The sequence below is a fragment of the Nonomuraea rosea genome (genome assembly GCF_039539705.1).
In the GTDB taxonomy this organism is placed as follows: domain Bacteria; phylum Actinomycetota; class Actinomycetes; order Streptosporangiales; family Streptosporangiaceae; genus Nonomuraea; species Nonomuraea rosea.
In genome coordinates, this window is sequence record NZ_BAABDQ010000034.1 from 76,623 (window position 1) to 92,644 (window position 16,022).

Here is a 16,022-nt window from a genome sequence, read left to right on the forward strand (position 1 = left end):
GGCTCGTCCTCAGTTCGTGTCGGATTCGTTCGCGCGCAGCAGGCGCAGCTGGATGAAGGTGATGACGATGAGCATCACGAACAAGGACAGCGACATCGTCGCCGCGTAGCCGAAGTCGAACTGGTTGAAGGCCTTGTCGTAGATGTACATCTGCAGGACGTTCGACGCGTTGGCCGGTCCGCCCTTGGTGGTCACCTGCACGATGTCGAACACCTGGAACGAGCTGATGACGGTGAGGACGACCACCATCGCCATGATCGGCCGCAGCAGCGGCACCGTCAGCCGCCGGAACATCTGGTACTCGTTCGCCCCGTCCAGGCGACCTGCCTCGTAGACCTCGCCGGGGATGGTCTGCAGGCCGGCGACGATGAGGATCGTGCTGTAGCCCATCGACTTCCAGACGCTGATCAGCGCGATCGACGGGATCGCCCACTCCTGTGAGCCGAGGAACTTGATCGGCTTACCGGTGAGGTTCTCGATCAGGACGTTGACGATCCCCAGCTGCGGGTCGAGCATCCACTGCCATACGAGCGCCGCGACGACACCGGAGATGAGGAACGGGAGGATGACCAGCCCGCGGATCACCGTCGACTTGGTCAGCCGGTGCAGGACGACAGCTGTGATCAGCGACACGAGGAGGCCGAACACGACGGACAGCACCACGAAGTACAAGGTCACGCGCAGCGAGTGCCAGAACATGTCGTCGTCGAGCAGGGCACGGATGTTGTCCAGGCCGGTCCACTTCGGCGGGCTCAGTACCTGGAAGTCGGTGAAGCTGAGGTAGACGCCGCGCACAGTGGGATAGACCGCGAACACCGCGAAACCCACCACGGCCGGCGCTATGAGGAGCAACGCGAGCCGCCAGTCGTTGCGATGCGACGGGTTACGCGACGCTGCCCGGTGGTACGCGCGCTCACGCCCTCCTGGCCTAGGTCTCGCCATTATCGGCATGGAGTCTCCCTTGACCTTTCACCTTCGGGCGGTGCCGTCGGTTAGAAGCTGACGGTGGTCGGTGACGATAGGCTCGGTTACATTCCAGTGTCAAGTAATGATTTGTGCACGACGTGGGAACGCCGCGTTGGCTTGGCGTTGATATAATTGCTAAAGGAAACAAAGTTCCTTGAAGCGGTCGGCCGGGCCGTCCATAGCGGCGCAGAGAGGCACTGTGATGATCGAGCCACCTCGCACCGTTAGCGGCGACGTAGCCGGTGTAGCTGTCAGCGGCTCGCTGAGCTCGGAGCTGGGGTCCGCACGCGACTCACCCGCCGTGACGACCGTGCTGGCCGAGATCCTCAAGCACGGTCCCATCCCCCGCATCGAGGTCGCCCGCCGGACGGGGCTGTCCCAGGGGGCGGTCACGAAGGCCGTGGCGCGGCTCACTGAGCAGGGTCTGATCTCGACCCATGACAACCGACGGTCGTCCACGCCGGGCCGCCCCGTGCAACCGATCAGCGTTCAGGAGGAGGCGCGCCTGGCCATCGGGATCACCGTCCGCGTCGACGAGGTCTTCGGCGTCGCCACCACGATGCGCGCGAATGTGCTCCACTCGATCCACCGGCCCCTGGCCAGCACGGCGTCACCGGTGGTCGTGGAGGGCGTGGCCGACGTCGTGCACGATCTCCTGGACCGCCTGGGCGCCGACGCCGAGCGAGTGGTCGGCGTCGGCGTGGCGGTCTCCGGCGACGTCGACAAGGCCACCGGCATCGTGCGCAACTCGCCACGGCTGAACTGGTCGGCAGTCCCCTTGCGAGAGCTGATCCACGAGCAGTGCGATCTGCCGGTCGTGGTGGACAACGACGTGCGTGCGCTGTCCATCGCGGAGGAGTGGTTCGGCATCGGGATCGATTCCGGCTCGTTCGCGATCGTGACGATCGGCGCCGGCATCGGCTGCGGCCTGTACGTCAACGGCGACGTCGTCGAAGGTGATCACGGGGTCGCCGGCGAGATCGGCCATCTTCCACTCGCACCCGGCGACCTGCTCTGCACCTGCGGGCGCCGTGGGTGCGTGGAAACCGTCGCATCATCGAGCGCCATCGTGCATGCCGTCCGGGACGCCAAGAACGACCCGCTCATGACCATGCGGGAGGCCGTCGCGCTCGCCCGAGCCGGCGACGTCGAAGCGCGCGCGGCGTTCGAACGAGCCGGCTCCATGATCGGACTCGCCCTCGCGACCATGGCCAACCTTGTGGGCCCGAGCGTCATCCTCGTGGCCGGCGAGTCGGTCACCAACTACGACCTGTTCGAACGTCGCGTGCGCGAAGCGTTCGACGACCACGTATTCGGATCGGCCCGCGCATGCAAGATCATCGCGCGGTCGCATACCTTCGAGGACTGGGCGCGAGGCTCGGCCGCGTCGGTCATCCGCTCGATGCTCGACGGAACCCTGACCACGCACTCGTGACGGCGGCGGGCACGCGACCCGAATGATGTGGAGAACGGAACCGAACGGCCCTGGAACTCGTCTGGCTCAAGACGTGGATCGAAGTCGTCGACACCGCCAGCTCGGCATTCCTGCCGGCGGTGGTGCGGGAGCTTCGCGACCAGCATCCGGCCCTCGAAATCGGCATCCTCGACGGCGACGTCCAGTCGATCGAGACCGCGCTCTACGACCGCCTCAGTTCCGCGGCTTCAGACACCACGGCGCGATCCGGGTCGTCCAGGCCGACGCCACGCGCGTCGGTGGCGTCACCGAATGGCTGCAGGCCGCTGCCCAGGCATCAGCCCGGGGCCTGCGGGTCGCACCCCACGGCCCCGGGTGCGTCGACGGCCATCGCCCCCGACGCCCGCCGAAACTGGCAGATCCGCGGCGTCGGAGCCGTCCGCCGTACGTAGCCGGCATCACCACGGGCCGACGGGCGGGGAGTCGCCGATTCGATTATCGGATCGTTGCCTGCCGAAACACGCGCTTCACACCTCGGACCTCGGGCTTTAACGTTCTCAGCATTCCCCGGGGACGCCGCAAGGCTCATGGCCGGGTGAAAGGCGTCAGCGACTCATGGAAGGACCTGTGAACCGAGCATGGTGAGTCCGGTGATCACGGTCCGGCCGGCGGCCCTGCGGCGCGCCACCACTCCCATCCTCCAGCGGGTCGGCGCCGGTTTCGGCCCGGAGGCCGTCGTAGGCCGGGCCAGGTCCTTCCCGGGACCGGGACCGGCCCAGTTTGATAGGTGATTTTCGTGACAACCACTGAATCCGGAATTGCACTTTCGCGGAATAGCTGGATCTGCGGGTATTCACGGGAACGTGGATGACCGCGCCGATGCCGGCCGATGTCTCGATCCCCTTGGTACCGCTGGAGGGCGTGGACGACGTGGGGCTCGTGCGGGAGCCGCTCAGTCGCGGCACGCTCGTACGGGTGAACGAGGGTGCCGCCGCCGCGCTCGACGACATCCCGGCGGGCCACAAGGTCGCCGTCCGCGCAGTCGCCAAGGGCGCGGCCGTCCGCAAGTACGGCGAGATCATCGGCATCGCGCTCCGGGACATCCCGCCCGGCGCCCACGTTCACACGCACAACCTCGGGGTCGGGCCGCAGAGCCTCGGCCACGGGGCGGCCACCGCCGCACCATCGCCGTGGTCCCCGCCGGCCGCCCCGGCACGCGAGCACTTCCTCGGCTACCGCAGGCCCGACGGACGGGCCGCGACCCGTAACTACCTCGCCGTGCTGCCTACGGTGAACTGCTCGTCGACGGTGGCCAGGATGGTCGCGCAGGCCGCCAACACCCAGGTCAGGGCTCCCGGCCTGGACGGGGTCATCGCTCTCACCCACGAGCTGGGCTGTGGCATGGCCGAGGGCACCACCGGCGACGACATCCTGCGCCGCACCCTGCGCGGGTACGCCGGGCACGCGAACATCGCCGGAGTCGTGCTGGTCAGCCTGGGCTGCGAGATCAACCAGCCGGAGAACATCTTCGGCGGCAGCCTGGCCGTCGAGACCCTCACCATCCAGGACCTGGGCGGCACGGCCGCCACCGTCAACGCCGCGCTGGACGCTCTCACGGCCATGGCGTCGCAGCTCGCCGGCCTGCGGCGGGAGCCCATTCCGGTCGCCGAACTGGTCCTGGGGCTGCAGTGCGGCGGCAGCGACGCCTACTCGGGCCTGACGGCCAATCCGACGCTGGGCGTGACGGCCGATCTGCTCGTGGCCGCCGGCGGCCGGGTCATCCTCGGCGAGACTCCCGAGATCTACGGCGCCGAGCACATGCTGCGCCGGCGGGCCGCCGCGCCCGTGATCGCCCGCCGGATCGACGAGCTGATCGCCTGGTGGCAGGAGTACACGGCCGACAACAACGCCGAACTGGACAACAACCCCTCCAAGGGCAACAGGGACGGCGGCATCACCACCATCTGGGAGAAGTCGCTGGGGGCGGTGCTGAAGAGCGGCACGAGCCCGCTCAACGACGTCGTCGCCTACGCCGAGCCGGTCACCGCCGCAGGGCTGACCTTCATGGACACCCCCGGCTACGACCCGGTCTCGGCCACCGGCATGGTCGCCGGCGGGGCCAACCTGCTGGCGTTCACGACCGGCCGGGGATCGGTCTTCGGATCGCGCCCGACCCCCTGCCTCAAGATCAGCACGACGACGCGGCTGTACGAGCACATGCGTGCCGACATGGACTTCGACGCGGGCCGGGCGATGTCGCGAGAAGAGCAGATCCGGCATGGAATCCTGCTGTTCGAGGCGCTGGTGGACCTGGCATCGGGTGCGCCGAGCAAGTCCGAGGCGCTCGGGTTCGGCGCGGAGGAGATCGTGCCGTGGCGGATGGGAGCCGTAGTGTGACGTCCGATTTCTGGGACGGAGCCCACGTGACCCGCTTCACGCCCGGCGCGGCGGGACGTCGGCCCCCCGGGACGGCCGTCCACTCCGTTCAGGTTTCACGAGAGGTCAGCGCATGAGATTCAGCGACAAGCTCGCCGTCGTCACCGGCGCCGGCTCCGGCATCGGCCGGGCGACGGCGGTCCGGCTGCTGCGCGAGGGCGCCACGGTGGTGGCTGTCGATCTGGAACACACCCAGCCCTGGCCGGACGACGTGGTGGACCGCGTTCGCCCGCTCGACCTGGACGTCGCGGACCAGGACGCGGCGCGCTCGCTGGAGGAGTACCTGCGCACGGAGTTCCAGCACGTCGACGTGCTGGCCAACGTCGCCGGGATTCTGCGCATCGCGCCCTTCCTCCAGGTCACGAGGGCCGACTGGGATCGGGTCGTGGCGGTCAACCTGACGGGTGTCTTCTTCCTGACCCAGGCCGTCGCTCGCATCATGGTCGAGCATGGGATGCCGGGCCGCATCGTCAACGTCTCCTCGGTGCACGCCGTGGTCTCGGAGCCGAACGCGGCACCGTACACGGCGACCAAGGGCGGGCTCGAGGCGATGACCCGCACGATGGCGTCGGAGCTGGCTCCTCACGGCATCACCGTGAACTGCGTCCGCCCGGGCGCGACCAGGACCAAGATGAGCGAGCCCATCTACACCCCCGAGATCGTCGCTTCGCTGAAGGCGAAGATCCCGCTGGGGACGATCGCGCCGCCCGAGTGGGTGGCCGCCGCCATCGCCTACCTCGCCTCCGAGGAGGCGTGCTACACCACGGGCGCCTGCCTGGACGTGGACGGCGGGTACGCCATGGACGGCTCGCTGCCCGGTCCGGCGTACTCGTGAGCACGGGAACCGGGCCGGTGACCGGCACCGTCGCCGTGGTGACCGGTGCGGCCTCCGGCATCGGCCGCGCCACCGCCCTGCGCCTGGCCCGCGATGGCTACGAGGTCGCGATGATGGATCTCGACGCCGCCGGTCTCGCCGAGACGGGTACGCAGATCCAGCAGGCGGGTGGCCTGGCGCACCCGTTCACCGTCGACCTGTGCGACCCGGTGGCCGTGGGGTCGGTGACACGGGAGATCGCCGTCACCGTCGGCGCTCCGGAAGTGCTGGTGAACGTGGCCGGTATCGGCCTGGCCGCGAACGTGCTGGAGACGAGCGACGCGGACTGGAACCGCGTCATGTCGGTGAACCTGACCGGGCCGTTCCTCACCATCCGGGCGACGCTGCCGTTGATGCTCGACCGCGGCAGCGGCGTGATCATCAACATCGCCTCCGTCGGCGGTCAGATCGGGCTGGCCCGGCGGGCGGCGTACTGCGCGTCCAAGGCGGGGCTGGTCGGCCTCACCCGGGCGGTTGCGGTCGACCATGCGCGGGCAGGAATCCGTTCCGTGGCGATCTGCCCCGGAACCGTGGAGACCGAGTGGATCGGGAAGATCCTCGCGAAGGCGCCGGAACCGGCGGCGGCCCGCGCGGCGATGGCTGCTCGGCAGTTGGACGGGCGCATGGGGGCACCGGACGAGATCGCGGCCATGGTCGCCTTCCTCGCGGGGCCTGAGGGCCGGTTCGTCAACGGGGCTGCGCTCGTCCTCGACGGAGGGATGACAGCGGGAACGGATCAGGGATGAGCGGCTCACCCACCCCTTCGGACGATCATCCCGACGACGAGATCGACCTGGCCCCGCGCGACCCGCGGGATGCCATGTCGCTGCAGACCGCTTGGTTGCGCAGCTTTCTCGCGGTGGCGGACAAAGGCGGATTCGGTGCCGCCACGCTCGTCCTGCACCTGTCACAGTCGCGGGTCAGCGCCCACGTCGCGGCCCTGGAACATGCGCTCGGCGTGACCCTCTTCGACCGCAAGGCCCGCCCCATCTGCACGACCGAGGCGGGCGAGCTGTTCCGGGGGCACGCCATGAACGCCCTCCTCGAGCTCCAGCGCGGCGTCGAGGCCGCCCGCAGCACGCTCGACAACCTCGTCGCGCACCTCAAGGTCGGGAGCTATCCGAGCGTCAGCTCGACCTACCTGCCCTCGGTGTTGCGAGAGCTGACGTCGAAGCACCCGGGCGTCACGATCGAGCTTCACGAGGGCACCGCCGCGGCGCTGGAGGAGATGGTCGTCAGCGGGGCCGTGGACCTGGCGTTCCGGCCGCTGCTGCCGAAGATGCACGAGACCACGCTCTGCCATCGGACCATCTGGCGTGAAGACATCGTCGCCGTGCTGCGCGAGCAGGACGAGCTCACCCGGAAGTCCACGGTGAGCGTGGAGGACCTCCTGGGGCGGCCACTGATCGGCAACCCGTCCGGCAGCGCGGAAGAGGGCGGCGGATTCGACGTGCGCAACGCCCTCGGCGATGAGGCCGACCGGGGCGACCGGGGCGACATCGCCTACCTCACCGACCAACCGGCGACTCTGGTCGCGCTGGTCCGCTCCGCCTTCGGCATCGGCGTCATCAACCGCCTCGCCCTGGACACCACCAGCATCGAGGGCCTTGCGATCCGCACCATAGACTCCCGGACGGCCCTGCGGGAGGTGGCCCTCTTCTGGGCGAGACGCCGCTCGAACGCCGCGGTCGTCAAAGCCTTCCTGGACGCCCAGGAGCAGGCTCAACTACCTCCCGGTGTGCAGGCCATCCCGGACTGACGTGGTGCCCCCGCGGCCAAAGGCCGGATCTCGATCTTGAGAGTCCGGCCTTTGACCGTCAAGTGCCTGCGGGCCTGGGACGATCCCGATATCAGGCTCGCGCTCGCCCGCTGGTCCAGGCCACAGGAGATCAGGGTGTGCGGAAGCACCCCTTCCGTACGCCTGGCAGCGGATCGGTGCCGAATGCCGCCGTCGTACAGCCGGTGCCGCCGGTGAACGACTTGTACACGAACCTGCCCCGGGCGCCGTACGCGACGGTCTGCTGTCCGCCGAAGGCGCACGTCCCGGTCTCGTCCGAGCAGGCCGTGGCGTAGCCGGCCGGGCCGCCGGTGGCGGTGTAGCAGCCCTTCGACTCGCCGGGAATCGGGTCGCCGAACGTGGCGTCGGTGCAGGGGGTGTCGCCGGTGGCAGCGATCGTGGCGAACGCGCCGAAGGCGCCGTACATCACCGGCTGTCCCGCTGCGGCCGGGCACGTGCCGTTCTGAGACGCGCACATGGTCCAGCCGCCGGGCGGACCTCCCGCGGGCGGCAGGTAACAGGACTTGGCGACTCCGTCGATGGGATCGCCGAAGTGGGCGTTGGTGCACGGCACGGAGCCGTTGGCGACCTGGTGCGCGAAGTTGCCGTTGGCGCCGTAGGCGACGTCACGGTTGTAGCCGGGCACGGCACAGGCGCCGCCCTCGGCCGCGCAGACGTTGTATCCGGGCGGGCCGCCCGCGTCGGCGACGTAGCAGGACTTGACCAGATTCGCCGCCGGGTCGCCACCGAAGGAGGCGCTGGTACAGGCAGTGCTGCCGGTCGCCGTCTTGTAGGTGTAGGACCCTGCCCCGTAGGCCACCGAGCGGATGCCGGTGAAGGAGCACGTGCCGCCCTCACCCGCGCACCGGGTGTAGCCCGCGCGCAGGGCGCCCGTACCCGGCTCGGCGGGCGGGGAGGGATTGCCCAGCCCGGAGGCGTTCACCGTGTAGCTGCCCGGAGCGACGCCGGTGAGGTAGACGTAGGTGTCGTCCTGGCTCCCGCTGGTGATGCCCGTGGCAGGCGTGAAGGCTCCGTTGCTCCAGACGACGTTGCCGTTCACGGACACCGAGATGTTGCCGCCGCCGAGCTTCGGGACGCCGATGCGGCCGGTGGTGCCGGCGGGGCTGGTGAGGCGCGCCGCGTACGTGCCGGCGGCGGGGACGCGCGACCAAGAGGCGTTGACGGCCCCCTGGGGCATGGTGATCCGGCCCTCGGCGCTGGTCAGGTCACCGGGGTGCGGAACGAAGCGGTACGCGCCGGTCGCCGACTCCGGTGCGGTGCCGAGCACGTCGAAGGTGAGCGTGGAGGTGGGCGCGGTGGACCAGCCATGGGCCAGGCTCATGAACGAACCCCCGTAGGCGTGGCCGCCGTCGGCCCTGATGCCCTCCCAGAAGGTGCTCTTGGTGCCGATGCCGCTGTTGAGCATGTGGCCCCAGGTACGGCGGATCTGCGCCAGGGCGGTGTGGTCGTCGTTGGCGGCGAAGTGGGCGTTCAGCTCCATCCCGCCGGCGAAGGGTGAGACGTTGCCGCCCCATTCGGGGGTGGCGGGGCCGTAGATGCCCCAACGGGTCGCGAGCCGGCTGACGATGGTCCGCGACTTCGCGGGGGAATCGGTGAGCCCGTACCAGACCGCGAGCGAGTTGCCGTCCTGCGGGTACAGGCCGCTGGTCGGGTTGTCCCTGTACAGACCCTGCGAGGCGTCCCACAGCCGGGAGTTGGCCGCGCTCTTGAGGGTGGTCGCCCTGGTGGCCCAGTTCGTGGCGAGCGCGCTCTCACCCTTGACCGAGGCCAGGGTGGCGCCGCCCTTGAGCGTGGCGTACAGCAGCGCGTTGGCGGAGATGTTCTCGCCGCCTTGGCCGACGCGGGCCCAGTCCTGGGTGCGGGTCACGTTGAGGAGACCGGTGCCGCCGATCTTGGCGATGATGAAGGCCATGCCCCGCTTGTAGCCGGCCCATTGGGAGTCCAGCCAGGCCCGGTCGGCCGAGTACGTGTAGTACGTCGCCGTGCTCAGGAGTGTCCACAGGTGGTAGGTGTCCGAGCCGGTGAGGTTGAACGGCGGTCCTGACCAGGGGATCTCCCCCTCGGCGGACTGCACGCCGTACATCGTGCTGATCGCGTTGCGCGTCGAGGTGAGGTCACCCGAGTAGGCGTACTGCGTGGGTACGGCGATGCCCAGGTCGCCGGGCCACACCGTCCGGTCCCGCTTGGCCCCGTCGACCAGGACGGAGTCGCCCACGCCGACCGTGGCGGCGTTGTTCCACGCGGTGGCCGGCGGGGGCCAGGCGCGGCCCTGGTTGGAGGCGATCGTGTTGAGCTGCACGGTGTACGCCCCGGCGTACCAGATGCGGTTGAGAAGGTCGTCGCTGGAGTGGAAGTAGTTGGCGTAGTCGGCCGGGTTGGCCTTTCCCGGAGCCGCGGTGAAGGCGAGGCTGACGCCCTTGAGGTCTATCCAGCCCGAGGTGTCGAGGAAGACGGTGAGATAGCGGAAGCCGCCCCGCTGTTGTGCGGTGGGCATGGTGTAGGTGCCATTGGTGGAGGCCGTGGCGTGGAGCGCTCCGTCCTCGCCGTCGCGGCCGCTGCTCCGGTCACTGTTGGTGCCTGCGTACAGGGACGACTCGCTGAAGGCGAGGCCGACCTGTTGGCCGCCGCTGGTGTCGCCGAAGGACAACGTTGTCATTCCGGCGACTTCTTTGCCGAAGTCGAGGGTGATGGCCGACTGCGCGCCGGAGATCCGCGTAGACAGTCCGCTGAGGACGTTCTGCGGGTTCGCGACGCTGCCGGACGTGGCGTACACGGCGGTCGGCTTGAGGGTGCGGGAGGTCGGTGAGTAGCTCAGGGGGTCAACGGCCGCCGAGTTGGCATCCGTTGTGGGTGTCGAGGCCCCCGCGGCGGCGGACGGCAGCGGGCCTGCGGTCAGCAGCGCGGCGGGCAGAGCGGCGAGCAGAGCGAGGCTGGGTAAGTGGTGCCGGCGCACGGAAACCTCCTGGGGCTGGGGGCGAAAACTGTTTGATCGTTTTAATGTGTGACGACAAAACCCCGACAGCCAATCGGAAAGTTTGTTACAAGATGAGTTCCCACCGAATGATGGACGTGTGGAAACAGTGTGTCAACCCGTCGCCGCTCCCGTGCGGCCCGCTCTTAAAACGTTCCTTCTGAAGCTATTGACAAGGCTCGTCAAGCCGGTTTCACTGCGGTCGGAAACAGGTATGGACCAGTGCCCGATTCCCGCCCATGGCGGCATCCCCCATCGTGAAATCGAGGCGAGCTCCGGTGTCTTTACGCAGCGCCGACAACGTTGTCAGATCACTCCTCACCTTCTTGCTGACGGCCGCTCTCGCGTGTGCGGCACTGGTACCGGCCGCGACGCCCGCGGCCGCCGCCACCCCGGTGTGCGTACTGGCCTGTGACACGCGGGATCCCTCGCTGGCCCGGCAGGAGAGCTTTCCGGTACCGGCCAAGAACCTCAACGGCCGCCGCCTCCAACTGCACGTCTCCAACGCGGACGACATGGCGTGGGCCAGCATCGACGACGGCGTGATGGGCGACTCGGCGTGGCTGGACCGCTCCTGGGACGGCGGCGCCACCTGGGAGGGGCTGCTGGGCAAGGCGAGCATCCCGGGAACCTGGACCGGCACCAGGACGCTGATGTACAACATCACCGACCCCCGCAACCACCGGCGCGGACTGGTCCGGGCCTGTGGCGACGCCGCCGCCGTCGGCTGTACGGACTGGGTCTACCCCGCCGTCTGCGACACTCTCTGCGACGGCGCCAACGCCGGCCAGGCGGCCGGGGACGATCAGCCGGTGCCGGCCACGACCCTCTACGGCCGCACGATCCGGCTGCATGTGAACCAGAAGAACTCCATGGCCTGGGCCGGCATCGAATCCGGCGGCGGCGGCGACGAGATCTGGCTCGACCGCTCCTGGAACGGTGGTTCGACCAGGCCGGGCGGCTCATCGCTCGGCCGTACCAGCACCCCGTCCGGAGCTGCCGGCACGCGTACCGCGATGTACGCCACCCGCGATCCGCGCGGCCTCCTCTACGGCGGCGCGGTCCGCGCCTGCGGCCGGGAGGCCTCCCACCAGGAGGGCAGTTGCACCACCTGGGTCAGACCCGCGCCGACCAGGGCACGCGCCGCGGCAGACGCGCTCATGTACTCCTACGACCCGTACAACGGCTGGTGGCCCAGCAGTTGGTGGAACTCCGCCGCCACCCTCAGCTCCCTCATCGGCTTCGCCAGGACCACCGGCACGCACGACTACGACTGGATCGTGGCGCGCACCTTCGAGCAGAACAAGGGCGTCTTCGCCGCCGGAGTGCGCAGCTCGGACGCGCTGGAGGGCCACTTCATCAGCCGTTCCATCGACGACTCGGCCTGGTGGGCCATCGCCTGGATCGACGCGTACGACTACACCGGCGACGCCCGCTACCTCAATGAGGCCGTCATCATCGCCAACTACGTCCAGCAGTACTGGGACGCCGGCAGCTGCGGGGGCGGCGTGTGGTGGGACCGGGAACGCACCTACAAGAACGCCGTGACGAACGGGCAGTATCTCTGGCTGACCACGGCGCTGCACCAGCGCATCCCCGGCGACACCGGATGGCTCCAGCGGGCGAGGACGGCCGCCGGCTGGTGCCGGTCGAGCGGGATGATCAACTCCTCGGGACTCGTGAACGACGGACTGAACTCCTCCTGCGCCAACAACGGCAGCACCGTGTGGAGTTACAACCAAGGACTGGCCATCGGCGGCTTCACCGAACTGTGGAAGACGACCGGGGACGGTTCGCTGCTGGCCACCGCGCGTGCCCTGGCCGATGCCGCCATCAGCAGCACGGCGCTGACCCGGGCCGGAGTGCTCACCGAGTCCTGCGACATCGGCTCGGCCTCCTGCGACGACAATCAGAAACAGTTCAAGGGCATCTTCATGCGGCACTTCGCCGACCTCGCGAAGGCCACCGGTTCCAGCACTTACCGGAGCTACCTTCAGCGGCAGGCGGACACGCTGTGGGCGCAGGACCGCAGCTCCCTCAACGTCCTCGGTCAACGCTGGGCCGGCACCGGCCCCAACCAGAGCGACTGGCGCACGCAGGCCAGCGCGCTCGGAGCGCTCACGGCCGCAAGCGGGTGACCCGGCTGTTCTGCACCACCGAATCGTACAGTGACGGTAATTCCGGCAGCTCCTGCTCGGCGGCGGCAAAGCAGGCGGGCCGGCCGGGCGCTCTCAGCCCTTGAGCGCGCCCGCCAGCCCGTTGACGAAGTAGCGCTGCAGCAGCACGAACAGCGCGATGACCGGCAGCACGAGGATGAGCGAGGCGGCCATCACCTCGTTGTATCTCGGCACCTCGCTGGAGATCAGCGACTCCAGCCCGAGCGGCAGCGTGAACAGCGACCGGTCGGAGATCGACACGCGGGTGAGCACGTACTCGTTCCAGGTCGGCACCGCCGTCAGCACCGCGATCGTGATGTGCGCGGGCCTGGCCAGCGGCAGGTGGACCGACCAGTAGATGCGTGCCTCACCCGCGCCGTCGGAGCGGGCGGCGTCCCGCAACTCGGCGGGGATCGACCGGTAGCTGCTGGTCAGCAGGAGCACGGCCAGCGGCGCGGTGCCGTTCACGAACGGCAGCACCAGCCCCAGATGGGTGCCGAGCAGCCCGAGGTTCTTCTCCAGGACGACCACCGGGAGCAGCACCGTGATACCGGGCACGAACAGCAGCGCCACGAAGAACCAGTACAGGAACCGCCGGCCGGGGAAGTCCAGCACCGCGAAGGCGTAGGAGGCCAGGCTGTAGACCACGAGCACGCCGAGCACGGTCATCGCGGTGACCTTGAGGCTGTTGGCGAAGAAGTCAAGGAAGTGCAACTGGCTCCAGGTGGCGACGAGCGTGTCCAGCGTCGGCTCGCGCGGGATCAGGCCGCCCTCCAGGATCTCGGTCCTGCTCTTGAAGGCCCCTGACACCATCCAGACGAACGGGTACACGCTGATCAGCGCGTACGCGATCAGCCCCAGGTAGGCGAAGCGCCTCATTCGACCCTCCTCAGCATGCGGGCGTTGGCCAGCGTGAGCAGTACCGCTCCGGCGAACAGCAGCCAGCCGAGCGCGCTGGCCACCCCGAGCGTCGGCGACAGCCCTTTCATGAACGACAGCCGGTACGCCATCAGCCCCAGCACGTCGGTGTGCCCGCCGGGCCCGCCGTTCGTCATGACCAGGAAGATCTGGAAGCCGTGCAGCGCATCGCGTACGCCCAGCAGCACGATGGCGACCGTGATCGGGCGCAGCAGCGGCCAGATGATCCGCCGCAACACGTGCCGCGGCGCGGCCCCGTCGATCTGCGCCGCCTCGACCAGGCCGCGGTCGATGGCCTGCAAGCCGCTCAGGTAGAGCAGGGTCGCGATAGGCACCGCCGACCACACCAGCACGAGGATGAGCGTCGGGAGCGCTGTGTCCGGGTTGCCGAGGAAACCCTGCGGTTGCCGCAGGGTCCCCAGCCCGAGCGCGCCCAGCAGCAGGTTGATCGCGCCGTCCGGCTCCAGCACATACCGCCAGGCGTAATAGACGGCGATGCCCGAGGTGACGTACGGCAGGAAGTACACCGATCGCAGGAACGCCCGCAGCCGGGTGATGGAGTTGAGCATCATCGCCAGCGGCAGCGCGATTGCCACGGTCAGCGCCGGCACGGCGACCATGACCTGCAGTGTGTTCCAGCCCGCGCGGCGCAGGTCGCCCGCCAGCGACGGGTCCGCGCCGAGCAGGTCGGCGTAGTTGTCCAGCCCCACCCATTTCCACTCGGGCGTGAACCCGTTCCACTTGGCGAAGCTGAGCAGCAGCCCGTTGGCGATCGTGTACGCCCCCATCAGCAGGAACAGCGCCACGGCGGGCAGGACGAACAACCAGCCCGTCACCCACCGCGGCCAGCGCGGGGGCCGCGGGGCGGGCCCGTGGGTGAGCCCGCCCCGCTCGTCGCGGGTGAGCGTGAGCGTCATTGCGTGGACTTCCACATGGACGCCATGACCTTGTCGAGCTGAGTGCCCGCCTGCTGCGCGTCGAGCTCCTTCAGCGGCGTGAGCTTGACGGCCACGTCACCGGACTTGACGTGGTCGTAGTCGGAGGGGAAGAAGGCGGTGTCGCCGGCTTCGTAGGCGGTCGCCGGCGGCCCGGTGAAATGCTGCTGCAGGGCCGCGAGATCCTTGCCGAGCAGCTTCTCCGCGTCCGCGCCCAGGTCGGTGGCGGGCAGGTCCAGCGACTCCTTCGCCACCAGGCCGGCGCCCGCGGGAGAGGTCACCCAGTCGAGCCACTTCACCGCCGCGTCCCGGTTCTTCGCGGTGGCGGTGATGCCGAGCCCGGTCAGCGCGAGCGGCGACATCGAGATCTCCTTGTTCTGCCCCTCTTGTGACGGCGGCACGGGGAAGGTGAGCACCTTGTCTGGGCTCAGCCCGTTCTGCGCGAGGAACGCCAGCGTGAAGGTGCCGCCGACGCCGAATGCCGACTTGCCCTGCGCGAAGGCGACATCGGCCTCGTCGATGCCGAGCGATGTGGTCCCCGGCATCCAGTACGGCGTGAGCTCGGCGTACTTCGCCAGCGTCTTCACCCCGTCGGGAGTGCCGAACCCCTGCGTGGTGCCCTTACCGAACAGCGCCTGGTACCGCTCCTTGCCCAGATAGGCGTAGGCGAGCGGCTCATAGACCCAGTTGAACCCGGTCGAGCTGACCTTCAGCCCCAGCGCCAGCCCGCCCTGATCCTTCTCCGTGGTGGCCTTCAGCGCAGCCAGGAACTCCTCCCACGTCTTGGGCGGCGTGTCCGTACTCAGCCCGGCGGCCTTCAGCTTGTCCTTGTTGGCGTAGACGATCCCGAACGCGCCGGCCGTGAACGGCACGCTGAACCGCTGCCCCGCCTTGCCGTTCTTGATCGGCGAGTCGGCGGCCACGGTGTCGAGGCGCTGCTGCGTCAGCACCCCGCTCTCGCGGGTGGTCGGTAGGAACCGGTCCTTCCACTGAGCGCCCACGTCGGCCTGCAGGTCCTGCAGCAGCCCTGACCCGCCCATCTCCCAGTCCTCGCCGCTCGCGTGCATCTCCAGCACGTCCGGCAGCCCGCCGGTCTGGGCCGCGGCCTGCACCTTGCTGACGAACACGTCGTCCGGTGTGACCGCCTCCACCTTGACGGCGATGCCGGTCTCACTCTTGAACCGCGTCGCGGCCTTGTTCAGCGCGTCGGCGTGGGACTTCTTGAACGTCCACATCGTCAGCGACTGCCCGTCGCTCGGCTGTCCGCCGTCCGTCCCGCCGCCGGAGCACCCGGCCACCAGGAGTGCCACGGCGAGCGCCCCGGCCGCCGCCCTTCTTGTGCTCGCCCTTGTGCTCGCTCTTGTGCTCGCCCTTGTGCTCGTACGTGTTCTCCGACATGACGCACCGGCTGCCATCGGTGTCCTTTCGCGGAAGAGGGGGGTTGTCTCCACGTGGCGAGTCGCCTGCCCGGTTTCCTCGCGATCCGGAAACGCAAATCGTTAAGACTTGTGCGGAAATCTACACGCAACATCGCGCGTGTCAAGAGCGCGGCGG

12 protein-coding genes are annotated in these 16,022 nt (G+C 69.0%); 7 read left to right on the forward strand and 5 right to left on the reverse strand.

What is annotated here, in order from left to right:
* Positions 1-9: 9 nt before the first annotated feature.
* Complete coding sequence (locus ABEA43_RS49085) at positions 10-831, reverse strand: carbohydrate ABC transporter permease (RefSeq protein ID WP_345572993.1); 822 nt, start codon at positions 829-831, stop codon at positions 10-12.
* Positions 832-1,267: 436 nt separating this feature from the next.
* On the opposite strand from ABEA43_RS49085, the gene ABEA43_RS49090 reads away from it, so the two are divergent.
* From ABEA43_RS49090 to ABEA43_RS49110, 6 genes are all read left to right on the forward strand, one after another.
* A complete protein-coding gene (locus ABEA43_RS49090; protein WP_345572994.1) occupies positions 1,268-2,401 on the forward strand; it encodes an ROK family transcriptional regulator in 1,134 nt (377 codons plus the stop codon).
* A gap of 25 nt (positions 2,402-2,426) precedes the next feature.
* A complete protein-coding gene (locus ABEA43_RS68360; protein ID WP_425570551.1) occupies positions 2,427-3,011 on the forward strand; it encodes an enolase C-terminal domain-like protein in 585 nt (194 codons plus the stop codon).
* A gap of 236 nt (positions 3,012-3,247) precedes the next feature.
* The gene (locus ABEA43_RS49095) at positions 3,248-4,777 is read left to right on the forward strand and encodes a UxaA family hydrolase (protein WP_345572995.1); all 1,530 of its coding nucleotides are present in this window, start codon (positions 3,248-3,250) and stop codon (positions 4,775-4,777) included.
* A 112-nt stretch (positions 4,778-4,889) separates the two neighbouring features.
* Positions 4,890-5,651: an SDR family NAD(P)-dependent oxidoreductase gene (locus ABEA43_RS49100; RefSeq protein ID WP_345572996.1), complete on the forward strand. Its 762-nt coding sequence runs from the start codon at positions 4,890-4,892 to the stop codon at positions 5,649-5,651.
* Positions 5,648-6,436 (forward strand): SDR family NAD(P)-dependent oxidoreductase, encoded by a 789-nt coding sequence (locus ABEA43_RS49105; protein ID WP_345572997.1) that lies wholly within the window; start codon positions 5,648-5,650, stop codon positions 6,434-6,436. The genes ABEA43_RS49100 and ABEA43_RS49105 overlap by 4 nt, the downstream gene beginning before the upstream one ends.
* Entirely contained in the window at positions 6,433-7,449 is a 1,017-nt protein-coding gene (locus tag ABEA43_RS49110; protein WP_345572998.1) for a LysR family transcriptional regulator, read from the forward strand. Before ABEA43_RS49105 ends, ABEA43_RS49110 begins: the two co-directional genes overlap by 4 nt.
* A gap of 130 nt (positions 7,450-7,579) precedes the next feature.
* Here the strand turns inward: ABEA43_RS49110 and ABEA43_RS49115 are convergent, their stop codons facing one another.
* Entirely contained in the window at positions 7,580-10,441 is a 2,862-nt protein-coding gene (locus ABEA43_RS49115; RefSeq protein ID WP_345572999.1) for an alpha-L-rhamnosidase-related protein, read from the reverse strand.
* A gap of 344 nt (positions 10,442-10,785) precedes the next feature.
* On the opposite strand from ABEA43_RS49115, the gene ABEA43_RS49120 reads away from it, so the two are divergent.
* A complete protein-coding gene (locus tag ABEA43_RS49120) occupies positions 10,786-12,597 on the forward strand; it encodes a glycoside hydrolase family 76 protein (protein ID WP_345573000.1) in 1,812 nt (603 codons plus the stop codon).
* A gap of 93 nt (positions 12,598-12,690) precedes the next feature.
* Here the strand turns inward: ABEA43_RS49120 and ABEA43_RS49125 are convergent, their stop codons facing one another.
* From ABEA43_RS49125 to ABEA43_RS49135, 3 genes are read right to left on the reverse strand one after another with little or no spacing between them, the layout of a single operon-like run.
* The gene (locus ABEA43_RS49125; RefSeq protein ID WP_345573001.1) at positions 12,691-13,494 is read right to left on the reverse strand and encodes a carbohydrate ABC transporter permease; all 804 of its coding nucleotides are present in this window, start codon (positions 13,492-13,494) and stop codon (positions 12,691-12,693) included.
* The gene (locus ABEA43_RS49130) at positions 13,491-14,465 is read right to left on the reverse strand and encodes a carbohydrate ABC transporter permease (RefSeq protein WP_345573002.1); all 975 of its coding nucleotides are present in this window, start codon (positions 14,463-14,465) and stop codon (positions 13,491-13,493) included. The genes ABEA43_RS49125 and ABEA43_RS49130 overlap by 4 nt, the downstream gene beginning before the upstream one ends.
* Entirely contained in the window at positions 14,447-15,778 is a 1,332-nt protein-coding gene (locus ABEA43_RS49135) for an ABC transporter substrate-binding protein (protein ID WP_345573003.1), read from the reverse strand. The genes ABEA43_RS49130 and ABEA43_RS49135 overlap by 19 nt, the downstream gene beginning before the upstream one ends.
* Positions 15,779-16,022 lie beyond the last annotated feature (244 nt).

Coding starts and splice junctions, on each gene's coding strand:
- ABEA43_RS68360 (WP_425570551.1), top strand. CDS start 2,427: ATGTGGAGAACGGAACCGAACGGCCCTGGAACTCGTCTGGCTCAAGAC.
- ABEA43_RS49095 (WP_345572995.1), top strand. CDS start 3,248: ATGACCGCGCCGATGCCGGCCGATGTCTCGATCCCCTTGGTACCGCTG.
- ABEA43_RS49100 (WP_345572996.1), top strand. CDS start 4,890: ATGAGATTCAGCGACAAGCTCGCCGTCGTCACCGGCGCCGGCTCCGGC.
- ABEA43_RS49110 (WP_345572998.1), top strand. CDS start 6,433: ATGAGCGGCTCACCCACCCCTTCGGACGATCATCCCGACGACGAGATC.
- ABEA43_RS49125 (WP_345573001.1), bottom strand. CDS start 13,494: ATGAGGCGCTTCGCCTACCTGGGGCTGATCGCGTACGCGCTGATCAGC.